General features: G+C 47.7%; 15 protein-coding genes and 1 pseudogene. 4 read left to right on the forward strand and 12 right to left on the reverse strand.

Annotated features, from left to right (window positions below):
• Nucleotides 1-211: 211 nt before the first annotated feature.
• Nucleotides 212-600, forward strand: a pseudogene (locus tag QLH52_RS20995) (IS5 family transposase); the annotation flags it as partial.
• Nucleotides 601-620: 20 nt separating this feature from the next.
• Here the strand turns inward: QLH52_RS20995 and QLH52_RS21000 are convergent.
• From QLH52_RS21000 to QLH52_RS21015, 5 genes are all read right to left on the reverse strand, one after another.
• Nucleotides 621-1,415 carry a class I SAM-dependent methyltransferase gene (locus QLH52_RS21000; RefSeq protein ID WP_319962841.1) on the reverse strand — a complete coding sequence of 265 codons (795 nt, stop codon included), beginning with the start codon at nt 1,413-1,415 and terminating at the stop codon, nt 621-623.
• A gap of 207 nt (nt 1,416-1,622) precedes the next feature.
• Nucleotides 1,623-2,372: a PEP-CTERM sorting domain-containing protein gene (locus QLH52_RS21005; protein ID WP_319962842.1), complete on the reverse strand. Its 750-nt coding sequence runs from the start codon at nt 2,370-2,372 to the stop codon at nt 1,623-1,625.
• Between the two features lie 498 nt (nt 2,373-2,870).
• Complete coding sequence (locus QLH52_RS24670; RefSeq protein WP_225892890.1) at nt 2,871-3,110, reverse strand: integrase core domain-containing protein; 240 nt, start codon at nt 3,108-3,110, stop codon at nt 2,871-2,873.
• Nucleotides 3,107-3,616, reverse strand: a complete 510-nt coding sequence (locus QLH52_RS21010) for a DDE-type integrase/transposase/recombinase (protein WP_319962843.1) — start codon at nt 3,614-3,616, stop codon at nt 3,107-3,109. The genes QLH52_RS24670 and QLH52_RS21010 overlap by 4 nt, the downstream gene beginning before the upstream one ends.
• Before the next feature lie 276 nt (nt 3,617-3,892).
• Nucleotides 3,893-4,084 (reverse strand): transposase, encoded by a 192-nt coding sequence (locus QLH52_RS21015; RefSeq protein WP_319962844.1) that lies wholly within the window; start codon nt 4,082-4,084, stop codon nt 3,893-3,895.
• A 422-nt stretch (nt 4,085-4,506) separates the two neighbouring features.
• On the opposite strand from QLH52_RS21015, the gene QLH52_RS21020 reads away from it, so the two are divergent.
• On the forward strand, nt 4,507-6,114 hold the full coding sequence (locus QLH52_RS21020; protein WP_319962845.1) for an FAD-binding oxidoreductase: 1,608 nt from the start codon (nt 4,507-4,509) through the stop codon (nt 6,112-6,114).
• A gap of 58 nt (nt 6,115-6,172) precedes the next feature.
• Here QLH52_RS21020 and QLH52_RS21025 read toward each other — a convergent pair whose 3' ends face one another.
• The 5 genes from QLH52_RS21025 to QLH52_RS21045 form a co-directional block, all read right to left on the reverse strand.
• Nucleotides 6,173-7,165: an SGNH/GDSL hydrolase family protein gene (locus QLH52_RS21025; protein ID WP_319962846.1), complete on the reverse strand. Its 993-nt coding sequence runs from the start codon at nt 7,163-7,165 to the stop codon at nt 6,173-6,175.
• Between the two features lie 77 nt (nt 7,166-7,242).
• Nucleotides 7,243-8,631 (reverse strand): TIGR03013 family XrtA/PEP-CTERM system glycosyltransferase, encoded by a 1,389-nt coding sequence (locus tag QLH52_RS21030; RefSeq protein WP_033155656.1) that lies wholly within the window; start codon nt 8,629-8,631, stop codon nt 7,243-7,245.
• Nucleotides 8,632-8,662: 31 nt separating this feature from the next.
• Complete coding sequence (locus QLH52_RS21035; protein ID WP_319962847.1) at nt 8,663-9,439, reverse strand: S1 family peptidase; 777 nt, start codon at nt 9,437-9,439, stop codon at nt 8,663-8,665.
• 342 nt (nt 9,440-9,781) lie between these two features.
• On the reverse strand, nt 9,782-10,507 hold the full coding sequence (locus tag QLH52_RS21040; RefSeq protein ID WP_319962876.1) for a UDP-2,3-diacylglucosamine diphosphatase: 726 nt from the start codon (nt 10,505-10,507) through the stop codon (nt 9,782-9,784).
• 49 nt (nt 10,508-10,556) lie between these two features.
• Nucleotides 10,557-11,138: a peptidylprolyl isomerase gene (locus QLH52_RS21045; protein ID WP_319962848.1), complete on the reverse strand. Its 582-nt coding sequence runs from the start codon at nt 11,136-11,138 to the stop codon at nt 10,557-10,559.
• Nucleotides 11,139-11,252: 114 nt separating this feature from the next.
• Between QLH52_RS21045 and cysS the strand changes: the two genes are divergently transcribed.
• Both cysS and fchA read left to right on the forward strand, forming a co-directional pair.
• Nucleotides 11,253-12,626 (forward strand): cysteine--tRNA ligase, encoded by a 1,374-nt coding sequence (cysS, locus tag QLH52_RS21050; RefSeq protein WP_319962849.1) that lies wholly within the window; start codon nt 11,253-11,255, stop codon nt 12,624-12,626.
• 9 nt (nt 12,627-12,635) lie between these two features.
• The gene (gene fchA / locus QLH52_RS21055) at nt 12,636-13,265 is read left to right on the forward strand and encodes a methenyltetrahydrofolate cyclohydrolase (protein ID WP_205451128.1); all 630 of its coding nucleotides are present in this window, start codon (nt 12,636-12,638) and stop codon (nt 13,263-13,265) included.
• 64 nt (nt 13,266-13,329) lie between these two features.
• Here fchA and nifA read toward each other — a convergent pair whose 3' ends face one another.
• Together nifA and nifL are read right to left on the reverse strand one after the other, a co-directional pair.
• Nucleotides 13,330-14,856: a nif-specific transcriptional activator NifA gene (gene nifA, locus QLH52_RS21060; protein WP_020485085.1), complete on the reverse strand. Its 1,527-nt coding sequence runs from the start codon at nt 14,854-14,856 to the stop codon at nt 13,330-13,332.
• Complete coding sequence (nifL, locus tag QLH52_RS21065; RefSeq protein ID WP_033155812.1) at nt 14,849-16,486, reverse strand: nitrogen fixation negative regulator NifL; 1,638 nt, start codon at nt 16,484-16,486, stop codon at nt 14,849-14,851. Before nifL ends, nifA begins: the two co-directional genes overlap by 8 nt.
• Nucleotides 16,487-16,724 lie beyond the last annotated feature (238 nt).

Consider the following 16,724-nt stretch of genomic DNA (forward strand, 5'->3'; position numbering starts at 1 on the left):
CGCGGGTTCGTAGCCAGTCACTTTTTCATCTTCCACGGTTCAAGTCGTTGTATTCTCCATTACAAATCCAGTTAGGGACAGTATCAATACAGGGAAGTTATTTTTGGCGAAATCCTTAGCAGCTTTGAGCTGCAATTCGTAGTCAGCGGGCGACAGGTAACCATTGAGAGAGATAGTCAAATCTGGTGTACACCAGATTTGACTATCTCCCACAAAAATCCATATGGCCATTGATGCCTGCGGGTTGCCTATTCATTTCTCGGTCACCAGTGGCGAGCTCCATCACTGCAAGGAAGCGCCGGAATTAGTAGCTAAACTGCCTTTGGCTCACTACACGGTCGTTGACAAAAGTTACAACGGTGAATCCTTACGGATTCAGATTCGCGAGAAAGGGTGTGTCCCTATCATTCCTCGAAAACAGTATTCAACCGTTGGGAATGACGGAATGGATGGGCGCCTCTATAAATACCGCCACCTCGTTGAAAATGTCTTTGCAAGACTGAAGCATTTCAGAGTCATCGCTCGCGATATGACAAATTGAAACGCAATTTTGACAGCCTTGTCGCTTTGGCATGCGCTTTTATTTTATTACCTATGTAAAAAACGGCAACAGCCCCTAATCAATTAACCTTATTTTTTTGCATATATCCCACCATATAAGTTATCCCTATAGGTAATATACCAAAGCGCTGTAAACCGATATCCCATTTATAATAGGGAGCAGAAATTGAATTAACCATGGTTTTTAGTTCTTCAGGTGTATATGTGCGTAGGCATGAAACGATGCCATCAAACATTACTATAAAGGGAATCAAAGGGACTATATAAGTATAAAACACTCTATTCCAACGCCATGGGCGAATAAATGGAGTATTAAGCCAAACCAAAAAAGGCGTAAGCAGCATATAAAGCAACAGCAAAGGATGGCGTTGTGTGCTTTCAAAAATTGCAATGCCGGTTTTTGCATCTACAGCGTCTCGCAAAACGGCTTTAGCCTCCTCAGGTTTCAAATGATGAAATGATGAAAAAAAAGTGCGAAAACCTTTTATCTCTCTGGGTACCTGCGTCGCATTTATTGACTCGGTACAGAAAACGATACCGATATTTTGTGCATGCGCTGCTCGAAAGGCGTCCAAGTTTGGGTACAAATCGGTCAGCGTAACAGATAAAATTCGGTTATCGGACTGTTGAAGTACATCTTTCCACAGTGATAACCAAGGACCTGCACCACCTGAGCAAAGATCAACAATCAAATTTTGTCCACTTTGATCTAAAGCCTTGACCAAGCGCTGAGTGATGGGCTGATATAAATGGTAAGACTGAACAATGTGTTGTAAGAAATCGGTCACGCCATCTCGCAATACTTTTGGGCACCAGTGTTGATCTTCAATTTCAAAAAAATGGATCCGGTTCATCGTGGTTTGCTCTCAAATAAAAATGCCCTCCGAAGAGGGCATATTACAATTGATAAATCTAATTGGCAGTTTGCAGGCTTACGCTACTACGCGACTCTCTATGAAAGACTCATGCATTCACATTATGCAAGCTTCCTTCTTAAATTTTTTCAAGAATAATGCCGACCGTTTTCTATTAAGAATAAAAGCCGGCATTTAAAAGCAGATTTAGATTGAACGTTTTTTTCTAGCGGAAAAAGCCAACATGCCTAAACCTAACAGCGACAAAGAACCTGGTTCAGGAATTGTAGCGCTGGCACCAAGGTCTCCAGAGCCAGTCGAGTAATAAGTTGTAACGCCTCCAGATGTTGATGTGACTGTGTTTCCGGCTAATATGCTGGAGCCCCATGAAAAATCGGCAAATTCGCCAGTAGTTGGTACAAGCTTGGTATTTGTATCAAAAATATCAGTTCCCAAACCGGCGAGCAACAAATCAAAGAATGCGGTACCGCCGCCGCCGCCCAAAACGTTTATAGTGCCCAGGAAAGTATCTCCGATAGCATTCAGGTCTTTTCCTAAAATAGTCATCCACACAGTGCCGTCTTCTGCTGAAGCTTGATTGGTAGGATCATAGGCTGTTAGGTTGTCAAGATAGAATGTGATAACGCCCCCGGTAAATAATGTATCACCTGGAATATTTATTTGGTTTGTGGTGTAGTCAGTTGTAACGGAATAGGTTAATTGACCACCAGGAAAAACATCGTAAGCAATATTGTTAAATCCTGTTACCTCGCCCCAAGCAGTAAATGAACCTGAGCCATCAGCGTTTTTTGTGACTATTTGCGCGAAACTGCCACTATCGAATTCGGTGATAGTTTCAGGCGTTATAACGCCATCGATACTTGCTGCGTTAGCCGCGAAACCTGCGCTGACAAGACTCAGAGCAGCAATGCTCCGTATAACATTAGATTTTTTCATGACTATTCCTTAAAGGGTTATAAAAAAGTTAGCGATCAGTATCCCAGATGTAGATCTTTTGCAAACCAAAATGAATTGCAGTATTTCAATATGCACATAAGTGCAATGTCTCATAATTTTGTGAAGGCGAACTTCACTTTCAGATTCGATCATGAAGACAAACTTCAAATAAACAACAGCAGAAATTGTGCCAAAATAATAAGCTGTTGTTTTATATATAATTTATAAGCCGGCTGCAATGGCTTGTTTGATTGATTGTAAAGTTATCTGACACTTTACCAGGGTTAGGATTCGCACTTTTTTGCTTTTAATCAGTCTTTCGCCGATTCTGGGTTGAAAATGAATGACCGGCTAGAAAATTCATAACAAAGACTGACAGTGAAAGCCTGTCCATGCAAATTTCTGGGAAGGGCGCCGTCGGGAGAAATAGTCAAATCTGGTGTACAGACGAACTGAATCAGGCGGCGATGTAATGGTCAACAAAACCCGGACACCAAATCAGGCAGATTTTTTATAGAATTCCCGCTCAAATTCTATTGGGGATTGATAACCCAATGTTGAGTGCGATCGCCGGCCATTGTAAAAAGCCAAATAATCGATCACGCTCAGTTTCGCCGCTTCTTGGGTTTTGAATTTTTCGTAGTTGAGCTGTTCGTGCTTTAAACTGCGAAAAAAGCGTTCGGTTGGGGAATTATCCCAGCAATTGCCTTTTCGGCTCATACTCTGCTCCATCTTCATGACGGCCAAATGTTGACGATATTCTCGGCTCGCATATTGGCTACCTCGATCGGAATGATGCAATAAGCCGGGCGGAGGCTTACGCCGCCACTTGTGCCCTGTGGGTAGAAGGCCATTTGCAAGGCATTGACGCAAAGCGATGTGCGCATGTGATCGTCAATCGCCCAGCCAACGACTTGGCGGGAAAAGAGATCAATGATCACCGCAACGTAAAGCCAGCCCTGCAGCGTCCACACATAGGTGATATCAGTCGTCCACACCTGATTAGGCTTGGCTACTTGAAATTGCCGATCCAATCGATTGGGTGAAATAGCCTCATTGTGGTTGCTGTCGGTCGTCGCTTTAAATCGCTTGGGATAACGTACCTGCAATCTCAAGTCTCGCATGAGTCGCCGGGTTTTAAAACGACCCGCAGCAAATCCCTGTTTTTGCAAGCGATCAGCTAGGCGACGCGAACCAAAGCACTGCTTATTGTCGACAAAAATCTGCCTGGCTGTTTCGGCCATTTTTCGATCTTGTGCTCTTTATCAACGTCTTTCGGAGCTTTTAACCAATCGTAATAGGCGCTGGTACTCACCTGCATCACTCGACACAGTACGGTCACTGGATACGTCTTCTCTTGCTCTCGAATAAACCCGTACTTTACTTGTGCCCTGTGGGTATTCGGCTTCTTTCGCAAAGAAGACGGCCGCCTTTTTTAATATTTCGCGCTCCATCCGTAACTGTTCATTTTCCTTGCGCAAGCGAATCAATTCGTCATGCTCTCCCAAGTTTACGCTGTTTTATTTCATCGTCGCGTCAGTCGCCGAGGGCTTGCGTTCCGCCCGAACCCAGCGTCCCATCGCACTTAGCGATACGCCCAAATGATCGGCTGCTTGTTGCTGACTATAGCCTTTCTCCAAAACTAGCTTGGCGGCATCTTGCCTGAATTCCAAACTATATTTGGGTCGGTTGTGTTGTTTTTCGTTTGTCATGCTTACCTCTAATAACAGTATAAAGTCTGCTTTTAGAAGTGTCCGGCTTCATTAAACCATTTCAGATTTAGTTATAACTCGGGCGCCGTGTCCATCATTCTTATCAAACAACACTCAACTTTGGGGAATGATCACGTCGATGGAGTCTCGATGGGTTTGGGTATCTCTTGGAAAATGTGTTTGTAAGGCTAAAGTATCTCAGCGTCATCGCATCAGGATGCGGCAAATTGAAATGTAACTTTGAGAGTCTTATCGCTTCGTTTTGGGCCTTCATTTGGTTGCCCTGTAGAAATGGCAACAGCCCATTTCTGAACAGCTTATTATCTCTGCAAAAATTAATTTGCCGTCTGTAGGTATTTTGCGAGTTGGAGTCCCCCATTTAATCGACTATCCTTCTACTTAAACACTAACAGGAGATTCCCATGGACAGCCCTAATCTTGAGCAAGCACTTTCGGACTGGCGCGACCTTTTAGGTAACGATTCCGTTGTCACCTGTAAGGAGTTTTTGCAAGCGGCAGAAACCAATTGTACGGCGCTAAGGAATCAATCACCTGCTTTGCTCCGGCCTGATTTCACCTCAGCCGTTCAGCAAATAGTTCAGATTGCCGCGAAATATCAAATACCTCTTTATCCTTTCAGCACCGGTTGTAACTGGGGCTATGGCTCAAAAAACCCTGCTCAAGACCACTGTGTCTTGGTGGATTTATCACGGATGAATAAAATTCTGGACTTTGATAAGGAAACAGGTTTGCTCACTATCGAGCCTGGAGTTACCCAACGCCAGCTTGATGCTTATTTAAAGCAGCATGACCATCCTTATCTGATTCCGGTTACCGGGGCTGGGCCTGATTGTAGTCTGGTTGGAAATGCCTTAGAGCGAGGCTACGGCATCACCCCTTATGCTGATCACTTCGCCGCGGTAATGGGACTGGAAGCTGTGTTGCCCAACGGAGAAATTTATCGCTCCATGCTTTCAGGCTTGGGAGGTGAGGCGGTTGATAAGGCTTTTAAATGGGGGATGGGGCCCTACATGGACGGTCTTTTCTCGCAAAGTAATTTTGGGATTGTCACCAAGATGACGATTGCTTTGGCGCCAAAGCCGGAGCGAGTTGAAGCGTTTTTTTTCAGTGTAAAAAAAGCTGACGATCTAGGGTTGGCGGTTGAAAAAGTCCGGCAGGTGTTGCGTGAGGTGGGAACGGTGACGGGTTCTATCAACCTGATGAACAAACACCGGGTATTGTCGATGTCGGAGCCTTACCCAAAAGACCGCTTGGGCTCGGATGGGTTGATTCCGGAAGATGTGCTGCAGCAGCTTATGACGCGCAATCAGGTCATGGAATGGACCGGTGTGGGTGCTATTTATGGCAATAAGAAAGTTGTTGCTGCGGCGAGAGGGGAGATTCGAAGAATATTAAAGCCTGTCGCCAAACGGCTTGTTTTTTTTACCCCGGGTTTAGTGAAATTCATGCATGGCGCCGCGCAGGCTTTGCCAGTTATCCGCGACTTACATTTAGTTAATGTGTTGGGGACGTTGAATAAAACCATGCAATTGTTTGCGGGAGAGCCCAGCGAGATTGCCTTGCCTCTGGCCTACTGGCGGTCAGGTGTCATGCCGACTGATGGTACCTCGATGAATCCGGATAAGGACGGCTGTGGGCTTATTTGGTATTCGCCGCTTTTACCCATGAAGCCCGATTTAACTCGTGAATATGTCGAAATGGTGAAATCCATTTGTATCAAACACAGAATCGAGCCGTTGATCACCTTGACTAGTATTTCGGATCGCTGTTGGGACAGCACCATTCCAATTTTGTTTGATAGGCAAGACGCAAATGAGGTTGCCAGAGCGCATGCTTGTTATCATGAACTGTTAGATACGGGGCGAAAACATGGTTTTGTGCCTTATCGTCTCGGTATCCAGTCTATGGATTTGCCGGCTAAGGAACATGCCGTTCCTGATGTTTTGCGTTCTCTAAAGCAGGCTGTCGACCCAAACAATATTATTGCCCCGGGTCGTTATGGCTTATAGACAAACTGGGGGTCGCTGGGTTTGGCTAATAAAGCCAACCCAGCATCTAGCTGGCTTGCTAGTTTTTAATCGAATCTAGCATGGCTTCGGCGAAAACTTTGTGAACCTCTGTGGTTGGATGGATTTCATCCCAAAATATCAAACCGTTTCCTGCATCGAAAGGCACTATTGAACAATTGTCTTGAGTCAATACTGGACTATAGAGACATCCTGCCGCAGGTCCTGCTACAACCTGATCATCTCTAACGATCAAGGATTTGGTTATGGAGTAAATGTCGACTTTATAAATTTTGATTTTAGGTAGCTTTGCAAGTTCTCTCAATTCTATCCTTAGCCTGTTGTTGTGATCGATAGTTTGGAATGAAAGGAGGTCGAGAATTTCCGGATGAGGATTTGCGGGGTCTTGGTAAGCTATGAAATTAGCAATCGGTACTTCACTTAGGTCAGGGAGATTGGGCACTAGAAAACGGCGAATCCCTGAAGCATACAAGTTACGAATCGATTTGCTGATATTGTCGACAACTTGTTCTGTAGGAATCACGATTCCCTTGCCAAATTGATTGAGATAATCGTTTGCTCCACTCCAAACAAAAGCCAAAGAGTTTTCAACAAAGCTGTCATTTTTTATGACCTTGAACATGCCTACTTGCCCTAGTAGGCCGGTCACATTAAATTGTCCTAGTACCGAATTGCCGAAACTAGTTTCAGAGCCACCATAAGCAAAGCTTATGGCTAGGTTTTTATTTGGTTTTAGCGTGAGTTTTTCTGGAGAGAGCGCCAATATAGGTTTTACTTTAGACGATTTGCCGAGTGACTTCCAGAATTGTTCAGCGGCATTTGGACCGTTCGAAAATCTACCGTTGAAATATCGCTTTTGGGGAGGGACGGGTATGGGAAGTCCAGAGGCGGATGTTTGTATATAAACGTTGCCGGTGTCCGATAAGCTATCACCGAAAACATAAAAATTCTGGTTGTTCTCCGCCAAGGCTGAGTTGCTGAGTTGCAACGATATTAAGGTAAATAAAATAAATCGTAGCATTGAAGTTTTCATTTTTTCTTCTCCCTAATAGGGTGGCAGGATTAATGGTAAGTTATTGATCACTAAAATTAAAATTTGTATAAATATTTTTATCTCGCTCCCTTACCCCACAAAATAACCTCCACAGTGCTCAGCATTATCGTCAAGTCCAGAAATAGGCTGTAGTTTTTGACGTAATACAAATCAAATTGCAGTTTTTGTCGGGTATCGTATTCGCTGGCGCCATAGGGGTAACATAGTTGCGCCCATCCGGTAATGCCGGGTTTAACCCTATGCCGTTCTTTATAATAAGGAATATTCTCTTCGAAGCCTTTTACGAATTCCGGTCTCTCCGGGCGCGGGCCGACAAAGCTCATATCGCCTTTTAGCACGTTTAGTAGTTGCGGCAGCTCGTCTATCCGATATTTACGAATCACTTTGCCGACGCGAGTGACGCGGTCATCGGTTTGGCTAGCCCATTGCGCGCCATTTTTTTCAGCGTCGATACGCATACTGCGAAATTTAATGACATCGAACGGAATGTCCCGATAGCCGACACGTTTTTGCCGATAGAAAACCGGTGCACCAAAGCCGCTTTCGATATAGATCGCCAACATGGTGAGGATCATTAGCCACCAACTGACGGAGAGTAGTAGCAGACTGGCTAAAATATCGAAGCTGCGTTTGACGATGGGGCGTAAACCGCCACTCACAAAACCATCGGAAAACATCAGCCAGCTTGGACTCAGCGCCTCCAGAAAAACCAGCCGTTGCTCTCTCTCATAGAAAGTTTGCAAGTCCATGATTTGCACGCCGGACATTTTGATGTCCAGCAGTTCCTCCACGGGTAGTTTTTTTCTACGATCATCGACAGCGATGACTATTTCATCGACGTTAGCGGCTTCGACAATATCTGTTAGCCTGATTTTTTCGTTGAGCGCAATCGCATGGGGTACGCTTATTGGTTCGTCCTCCAGCGTGATGTAACCGACTATTTCAAATCCTCTATAAATATAGCTGGAATTAACGACGCTGAGTTCTCCCGCTCTTTGCCCACAACCCACCACTAACACCCTGCGTTTTAAATTATCCAGATTGACGAAGCGATAAAATAAATATCGTGTTAACAGCAAGCCCACAAAAGAAAAAATAATTGCGGAAATCAGGACGCTGCGTGCCAGCATCAAATCGGGAATGATGTAGTAGATGAACGCCAGTATAAAAACCGCAACGGCAAAGCTGAAGCTAATGCGCTGGAGAATATTGTATTCTTCTTTATCCAGTGTTTTGCGGTACAAGCCCAAACCGGAACAGCTGGCGATAAACACCACTGCGTAAACCGCTGCTGAAGCAGCGAGTTCGGATTGGGAATACCAGGATGCTATATATAAAAATCTGAGGCCAGCGCCGCAATACATAGCCAGATAAAACACCAAAGATTCCACTATAAGCAACCAAAGGTAGGCGGTGGAAATGTAATGTCGAAAAATTCTTATCATGTGAAGGCTACCGCTAACTCCTGGATAATCACTATTTGACGATATTCTGTTTTAGAAGCGTCTTGATATGTTCAGCGGGAATAGCATAGGTGATGCCGCTGGGATTGGATATGGCATTTTCTTTGCTGCCCTGTACAAAGACTTTGTTAATGATACCAACAACTTTTCCGGAATTGATGTCGTACAAGGGGCTGCCGCTGTTGCCGGGGTAGGCTGTGGCGTCTAATTGGAACACATTGAAGGGCGTCTGTAGTCGTTTCAGCATATTGACGTTTAACTGCCGAGTGGCGATTGCCGGTATGGCGTTGGGTGAAATAGCCGAAATAATGCTTCGGTGCGTGACCGGATACAAACCTAGCACCATGCCTATTGGGTAACCGGTGAATGCATATTGCTCGCCCTCCCGCACTATTAGTGAGTCACCGATTTCCAGTGCGGGTAAAACTCCGCCGTCTACTTTTAGCAATGCCAGATCGTGATCTTCATCGGTCACGGTCAGTTCTGCAATTTGCATTTGTTCTTTTTGCTCGTGGCGATAAAAAACCGCATAACGTTCGAGGTGCTCTTCGTCTAGTTTTTTTGCGGTTACGTGAGCGTTGGTAACCACTTTTCTGCCGTCGGCAACGGCGAAGCCGGTGCCCAGGAATACCGCACGCGGGTTTCGTGTTGGCATATAAGTGCCTATGGCTACTATTCCGGGCTTGACTCGGGCAAGAATGTCGGGGAGGTTAACTTCATCGGCATGGCTGGTGGCGATGGTGGATAGTCCGATAAATAGCGCCAAGAGATAAAGTATTTGGTTTTTCATGGCTGGAGGAGTTAAGGGGCCTTAATTGGTAGAGCTTGGAAAGTTTAGTCTAACTTAGCATGAATGCGGGCGTCGTCGTGAATTAACAGTTGTTTACACTTTGGTAACAGGCAGGCACCGGCTTAGATAGCGCTTAATGTCCACCTGGAACAGCGCGCGTGGGCATTGACCCGGTAAAATTATATACCCAGTGAACTAGTTGGTTTCTTTTGAGTCTTATTTTTCGGAGATAGTAAGACAATTCCCGGTAGTGTCTGGCAGTGGTGTATCAGCGGGTTTGAGATTAAAAAACGCAGGTCGCTGGCCTTCTGTTAAATCGCTACCGGTTTTTTTGTGCTTGTATCAGACCGATTCTGTTTGAAAATCGTTGTTCTTCCAACACAAAACCTCCGCGCCATCCGGTTTCCAATCCGCCAACACGTAGCGTCTGGCCGGCCGGCCATCCAGCATAAATTCGTGTAATTTCGGTCGATGCGTGTGTCCATGAATCAATGTGCAGCAACCATACTTGTGCAGGCTTTCGACCACCGTATCCTGGTTAACATCCATAATATCCAGGGTTTTGCCGCGTTTATGATAATAGCTGCGCAACCGATACCAACGTGCTGCTATCAGCCGCAGCCACAAAGGTTTTGACAGCACATTTTGTTGCCATTCCGGGCTGTGCGATTTGCTGCGAAAAGCCTGGTAAGCCAAGTCGTCGCTACAGAGTAAATCGCCGTGGGTTAGTAAAATTCGCTGACCATTCAATTCGATAGTCGCATATTCGTCCAACAAACGGATACCGGTTTCCCGGCAGAAATCTTGACCCAACAAAAAATCGCGGTTCCCCTGCAACAGAAAAATCTCGGTGCCGGCGTCGCTAAGTTGTTTGAGAGCGTTTTTGATGGACGGGATAGGCCGGGTATTGTCGTCGTCGCCGATCCAGGCGTCGAACAAATCGCCAAGGATATACAGCGATTTTGCCTCGATGACGCGCTGCTGCAAAAAGCCTAAGAAACGCCGGGTGATCTCCGGTTTTTCCAAAGCCAGATGCAGGTCGGAGATGAAGAGTACGTCTTGTTTCACGTTAAGCAACAGCGGTTTCAGCCCACTTACCGGCGGAAACCGCTAATTATTATTTGATAACTTCGGCTTTTTCGATAACGATGTCGGTTTTCGGTACATCCTGATGCGGACCGCGATTGCCGGTGGCTTGTTTGGCCATGGCATCGACGACATCCATGCCTTCGATCACTTCTCCGAATACTGCATAACCCCAACCGCTAGGGCTTGGGCTGGTGTGATCCAGAAAGGAATTGTCTTTATAATTGATAAAAAATTGCGCGGTTGCCGAATGCGGATCGTTAGTACGGGCCATTGCCAAGGTGCCGCGTTTGTTTTTCAGACCGTTGTCGGCTTCGTTCTTGATCGGTGCATTAGTTTCTTTTTGTTTGAATGAGGTGTCGAAACCGCCGCCTTGGGCCATAAAACCTGGGATTACCCGGTGGAAAATGGTGCCCGCATAAAAGCCCTGTTTCACATAGGCCAAAAAGTTGGCGGCGGAAACCGGTGCTTTTTCGTCTTCCAATTGAATGACGACGTCGCCCAGGGAAGTGGTTAATTTGACTTTGCTATGTGTATTGGACATTTTATTTTCTGTTGCAAATGAAAGGGTTGAGAATAAAAACAGCATCAGGTAAACCAGGGTGGTACGCATTGATAGCTCCATAATCGCGCTGCAAGCCGCGAATTCTATGTGTTTTTATCTTGAAAGAGAAGCTGGAATCTTGATAGATTGCCAGATGTTTCGCTACATCCACCTATGATCAACATGTTGAAAATCTACAACACCTTAACTCGAAGTAAGCAAGAGTTCATTCCCAAACAGCTTGGCAAAGTCGGCATGTATGTCTGTGGCATGACGGTTTATGACTACTGCCATATTGGCCATGCGCGGGTCATGGTGGTGTTCGATACAGTCGCCCGTTATTTACGACATTCAGGTTATCAGCTTACCTACGTCAGAAATATTACCGACATAGACGACAAAATTATTCAGCGCGCCAACGAGAATGGCGAGGCGTTTACCGCATTGACTGAACGTTTTATCGAAGCCATGCATGAAGACGAGCGGGCTTTGTCGGTGTTGCAGCCGGATATCGAACCGAAAGCCACGCAATCGATTGCCGACATCGTGAAGATGATTTCGACATTAATCGAGCGTGAGTTTGCCTACGTCGGTAGCAATGGTGACGTGTTTTATGCGGTAAACCGCTTTGACGGCTACGGCAAGCTGTCCGGTAAAAATATCGAAGACTTACAAGCCGGTGAGCGGGTGAATGTCGATACCGCCAAACGCGATCCGCTGGATTTTGTACTGTGGAAAATGGCCAAGCCTGGCGAACCTTATTGGGATTCGCCATGGGGGCAGGGCAGACCGGGCTGGCATATCGAATGCTCGGCAATGTCCACCTGCTGCCTGGGCAATCATTTCGATATTCACGGTGGTGGCATGGATCTGCAATTTCCGCATCACGAAAACGAGATTGCCCAGTCGGAAGGCGCCACCGGCGAACCCTTTGTGAATTACTGGATGCATAACGGGTTCGTGCGGGTCAACGAAGAAAAAATGTCCAAATCGCTGGGCAATTTTTTCACCGTGCGCGAGGTGTTGAAACAATATCGCCCGGAAGTGATCCGCTTCTTCATCCTCTCCAGCCATTATCGCAGCCCGCTGAATTATTCCGACGAACAGCTCGACGAGGCGGGTGTGGCTTTGACTCGTTTGTATACAGCCTTGAGAGGTGTCGAAATTATCGATGCGGCTATCGATGCAGATTACTGCCAGCGTTTCGAACAGGCGATGGATGACGACTTTAATACACCAGTGGCTTTGGCTGTTCTATTTGATTTAGCGCGCGAATTAAACAAAGCCGAGGAAAAAAGCGTGCTAGCGGCAACATTAAAGCGACTGGCGGCCATTTTGGGCATATTGCAGGACGATCCGGACAGTTTTTTGAAGGGTGGGGCAGCGCCGGATGGCATGAGTGAAACGGAAATCGAGCAATTGATCGACGCCAGAAAAGTTGCCAAAACGGGCAAAGACTGGGCGCGCGCCGACCAAATCCGCGATCAATTGAAAGCACAAGGCATAGTTTTAGAGGATGTGGCCGGCGGCAACACCATTTGGCGCCGCGAAAGTTAAGGACTGTCAATGAACGAAATCAAAGATAAATCGGTAGAAACATTCCTGGACGAACTAGCCGGCAAGCAAGCCACGCCCGGCGGCGGTAGCGCGGCGGCAGTGATGGGTGCGCAAGCGGCGGCGTTGACTAGCATGGTCTGTAATTTGACCATCGGCAAACCCAAATACGCGGCGGTGGAAGAACAGATGAAGGCCTTGCTGACCGAGTCGGAAGCCTTGCGTAGCACCTTGATCGGCATGATCAAAGCCGATGTCGATGTATTCGACAAACTGATGGCCTGTTACGGCTTACCTAAAAGCACTGACGATGAGAAAGCCGTACGCACCGAACAGATTCAAACGGTGCTCAGAGAGGCTACGCTAGTGCCGCTGGAATGCGCGAAAGCTTGCGCCAAGGCTATCGAGTTGAGCCGGGTGGCTGCCGAACACGGTAATCTTGGTGTGATTAGCGATGCCGGCGTGGCGGTAATGGCAGGCTACGCCGGCTTGAAAAGCGCGGCACTGAATGTGCAGATCAATGCCGCGAGTTTGAAAGACAGGCCGTTTGCCGAAGCCCAACTTGCCGAATTGGATATTTTGTTGCAAACCGGCGAACAGGCCGCCGAGCAGATTTACCGTATCGTCAGGGAAAAGCTTTAAATCTTTCCTTAGGACGGGGCAATTTCAATCGCCCCCTCTCAGCTTAACTTGAGCGGCAGGTTTTCTAAATCTGCTTAACATTGATGTTCAAGGTCTGAATCCGATAAGCAATCTGCCTAGGCGTCATATCCAGCAAGCGCGCGGCTTTGGCTTGTACCCAACCGCTTTGCTCCAACGCGGCAATCACCCGCTCCCGTTCGTCCATGTTTTCGTCGTGCAGATCAATGTGTTTGATCGATTGCGGGGTGCGGCTGATGCCTATTTCGTTTTCCAGGCCGGTGCTGGCAATCACGTCGCGGTCGATAATGCCTTCTTGGCTCATGATGGCTGCGCGTTCCAGGCGGTTTTCCAGTTCGCGGACGTTTCCTGGCCAATCGTGTTTCATCAAAATTCGGATCGCGCTTTCCTTGATTTCCAATGGCCGGCCGCCTTGTTGACGGGAGATACGGTTTAACAGAAAGCTGGCCAGTTCCGGAATGTCCTCGATACGTTCGCGCAGCGGCGGCATATTGATGGGCATCACATTCAAGCGGTAATACAAATCCTCGCGGAAATTGCCTTCGGCGACTTCCTGCTCCAGATTGCGGTTAGTGGCGGCAATGATGCGGACATTGACTTTCAGGGTGCGAACGCCGCCCACTCGCTCGAATTCGCCTTCTTGCAGCACGCGCAATAATTTGGCCTGAAACGACGCGGAGATCTCGCCGATTTCGTCGAGAAACAGCGTGCCGTTGTCTGCCAGTTCGAAGCGGCCCTTGCGTTGGCCGATTGCGCCGCTGAATGCACCTTTCTCATGGCCGAATAATTCCGATTCGAGCAAGGTGTCGGGCAAGGCTGCACAGTTCAATTTTAGAAACGGGCCGTTGGCGCAGGCTGAGTTAAAGTGTATCGAGCTGGCCACCACTTCCTTACCGGTGCCGGATTCGCCGCGAATCAACACAGTGGTATGCCATTTCGCCACCTGCCGGATGATGTCGAACACTTTCAGCATCGGCTCGGAATGGCCGATGATGTTTTCGAAGCGGTAGTTTTTGACCAGTGTTTGTTTTAAATAGTCGCGTTCGCTAGCTAGTTCGTTTTGCTTGCGTTCCATTACACGCAGCATGTTCACGCTTTGGGCGATCAGGTTGGCGACCATTTCCATGAAGCGGGCGCGCTCGCCCAAAAACGTCGAAGTACAAGGCTGCGCAGCCAAAATGCCGACCACTTCGCCTTGTTCGATGGCCAGCGGGGAGCCGATAAACGGTAAATCCGGGTTATACACGCCCAAGCGGCTTAAAAAACGCGGCTCGTCGGCGATGCGTTCCACCACAATCGTGCTGCCTTCGTCGAGGATAGCGCCTACCAGTCCCTCGCCCGGTTGGTAACGCACCGAGCGGTCTATGCCGTCGCCGTAGATCTCGCAAATGCTCATGCTGTCGTCATCGACATCGCGTAGGGTAATCATGCCGAAATGCAGGCCGTTACGCTTGTGCAAAATCTCCAGGATGCCTTTCAGCTTGGTGCGCAAGTCATGCGTGCTATTCAGCAATTGACTGACCAGAAATAGCGTATCCAGTTCGGATTCAACCAGCAATAAACGATCACTCATGGATGTTCACCATCGCTAGGTTTTTTTGGCAGGGAAAGCTAATTTTAAAACTACAGCCGTTTTTGTATTGCGGGTCGATTTCTATCATGCCGTTATGCTGATTGACGATTTCCTTGCTCATGACCAGTCCCATGCCGGCCTGGACGCCGGCGGTGCTTTGATTGGTGGTAAAAAACGGTTCGAATACTTTGCTCCGTTGGTTGGCAGGTATGCCGGGGCCGGAATCGGCTATCGACACGCAAACCCAATCATGCTCGATAGCCGTGCTGATTTTGATGATGCGTTCCTGGCTGCCCGCACGATTCATGGCATTGACCGCATTGTCGATCAATTGCTTGAACAACATGCGTAACTTGTTTTCGGAGCCGAGGATATTGGGTAACACCGGGTTGGGCAGCCAATCCACTACGATGCCGTTTGCCAAAAACTTGGTGCTATACAGCAGCATCACTTCGTGCAGCAGCTGATTCAAGTTCACCGGCACCACCGCGGACTCCGGTATTTCCGGCACACAGCGCTGCAAGGTGGCAAGCGTTTCTTCCCCCATTTTTTGCACTTGGCCCAATAGGTCGCGGATCGGACTATTGTTGGCGTCATTGCGTTGCGTCATGATTTGAATCGCCGCGTGAATCTGGTTCAAGGGCTGGCGAATCTGATGCATTGCGCCCAGCAAGGTTTCGCGGATGCTGCGGATGTGTTCTTCTTCCGCCAACATGGTGCGCAAAGTCTGTATCTGTAGCTTTTCCTGCTGCCGGCGCAAGGGACTGATGTCGTTAATGGTCAGCAACAAGTAATCCTTGGATTGTCTGGCGAAGAAGCTGTCGGCGCAGACATCGTTTTCGATAAACCAATTGCCGGAGCAGGAAAACCAGCGCGTGCCTTTAAGCCCCGCGCTTTCAATCCTCACCTCGCGATTGGCGAAGCCTTGCTGTCTGTCTATGTTGTCGCCCCACAAGTCGCCCATGTCTTGCTCCAGCGCTTCCAGAAAGAACAGCGCGGGCTCTTTTTTGTCGAGTTCGCTGATCAGCATTTTGTACATCTGATTATCGAGCACGACCCGTTTGTCCGAATCGAGCACCACCATCGCCACCGGCGAAGCGTTCAGTACCGATTCGATCAATTGTTTTTGGTTATTAACTTGTTGTTCCGCGTAGTGTGCCTGGGTGACATCGCGGTGCATACCAATGTAATGACTGATGGCGCCGCGGTCGTCCAGCATCGGCGCGATGGTCAGATCAGCCAGGTAGCGTTGCCCCATTTTTTGCCGATTGACCAATTGGCCGTGCCAAACCTGCTTACGGGAAATGGTGTGCCACAAATCATAATAAATCTGTCTGGGTGTGGACTTGTCGGACAGCGCTGATTCGTTTTGGCCCAAAATTTCAGCGGCGTTGTAGCCGGTTACATCAGTGAAGGCCTGGTTGATGTAAAGGATATTGGCTTTTTTATCGGTGATCGAAATGGCCACCGGCGCTTGCTCCACCGCCTTAACAAACAAAGAGAAAGGCAGTGTTTTAGAGGTTTTGCCGCTTCTTGGCGATTGCCCGCTAGGGCCGATGGCTGGCGATAGTATATCGGCCGTTTCAATCTCAATCTGGCCTTGCAGGTAGTCAGGGGTGGATTTGGTCATGGCAAATGGTTCTCGCGTGTTTTTCTAGGCTTAAGTTGGAAAACTACATGCAATTTGAGAGCCAAATGCGTTTCGGCTTAGCTGCTGTTGGAAAATCCCGGCTATTTGTATGGTTTACGACAAATTTTAGCGGACTTGTTTCAGCTCTGTGTTTTTTAGGACAGAGATGTTGGCGCTAAATCTATCGGCTTTGCACTAAATCGGGGAATTGTGGGGTTTTCTCAGCATTGGCATAAAT

It is taken from the genome of Methylomonas defluvii, from assembly GCF_033949435.1.
GTDB classification, from domain to species: Bacteria; Pseudomonadota; Gammaproteobacteria; order Methylococcales; family Methylomonadaceae; genus Methylomonas; species Methylomonas defluvii.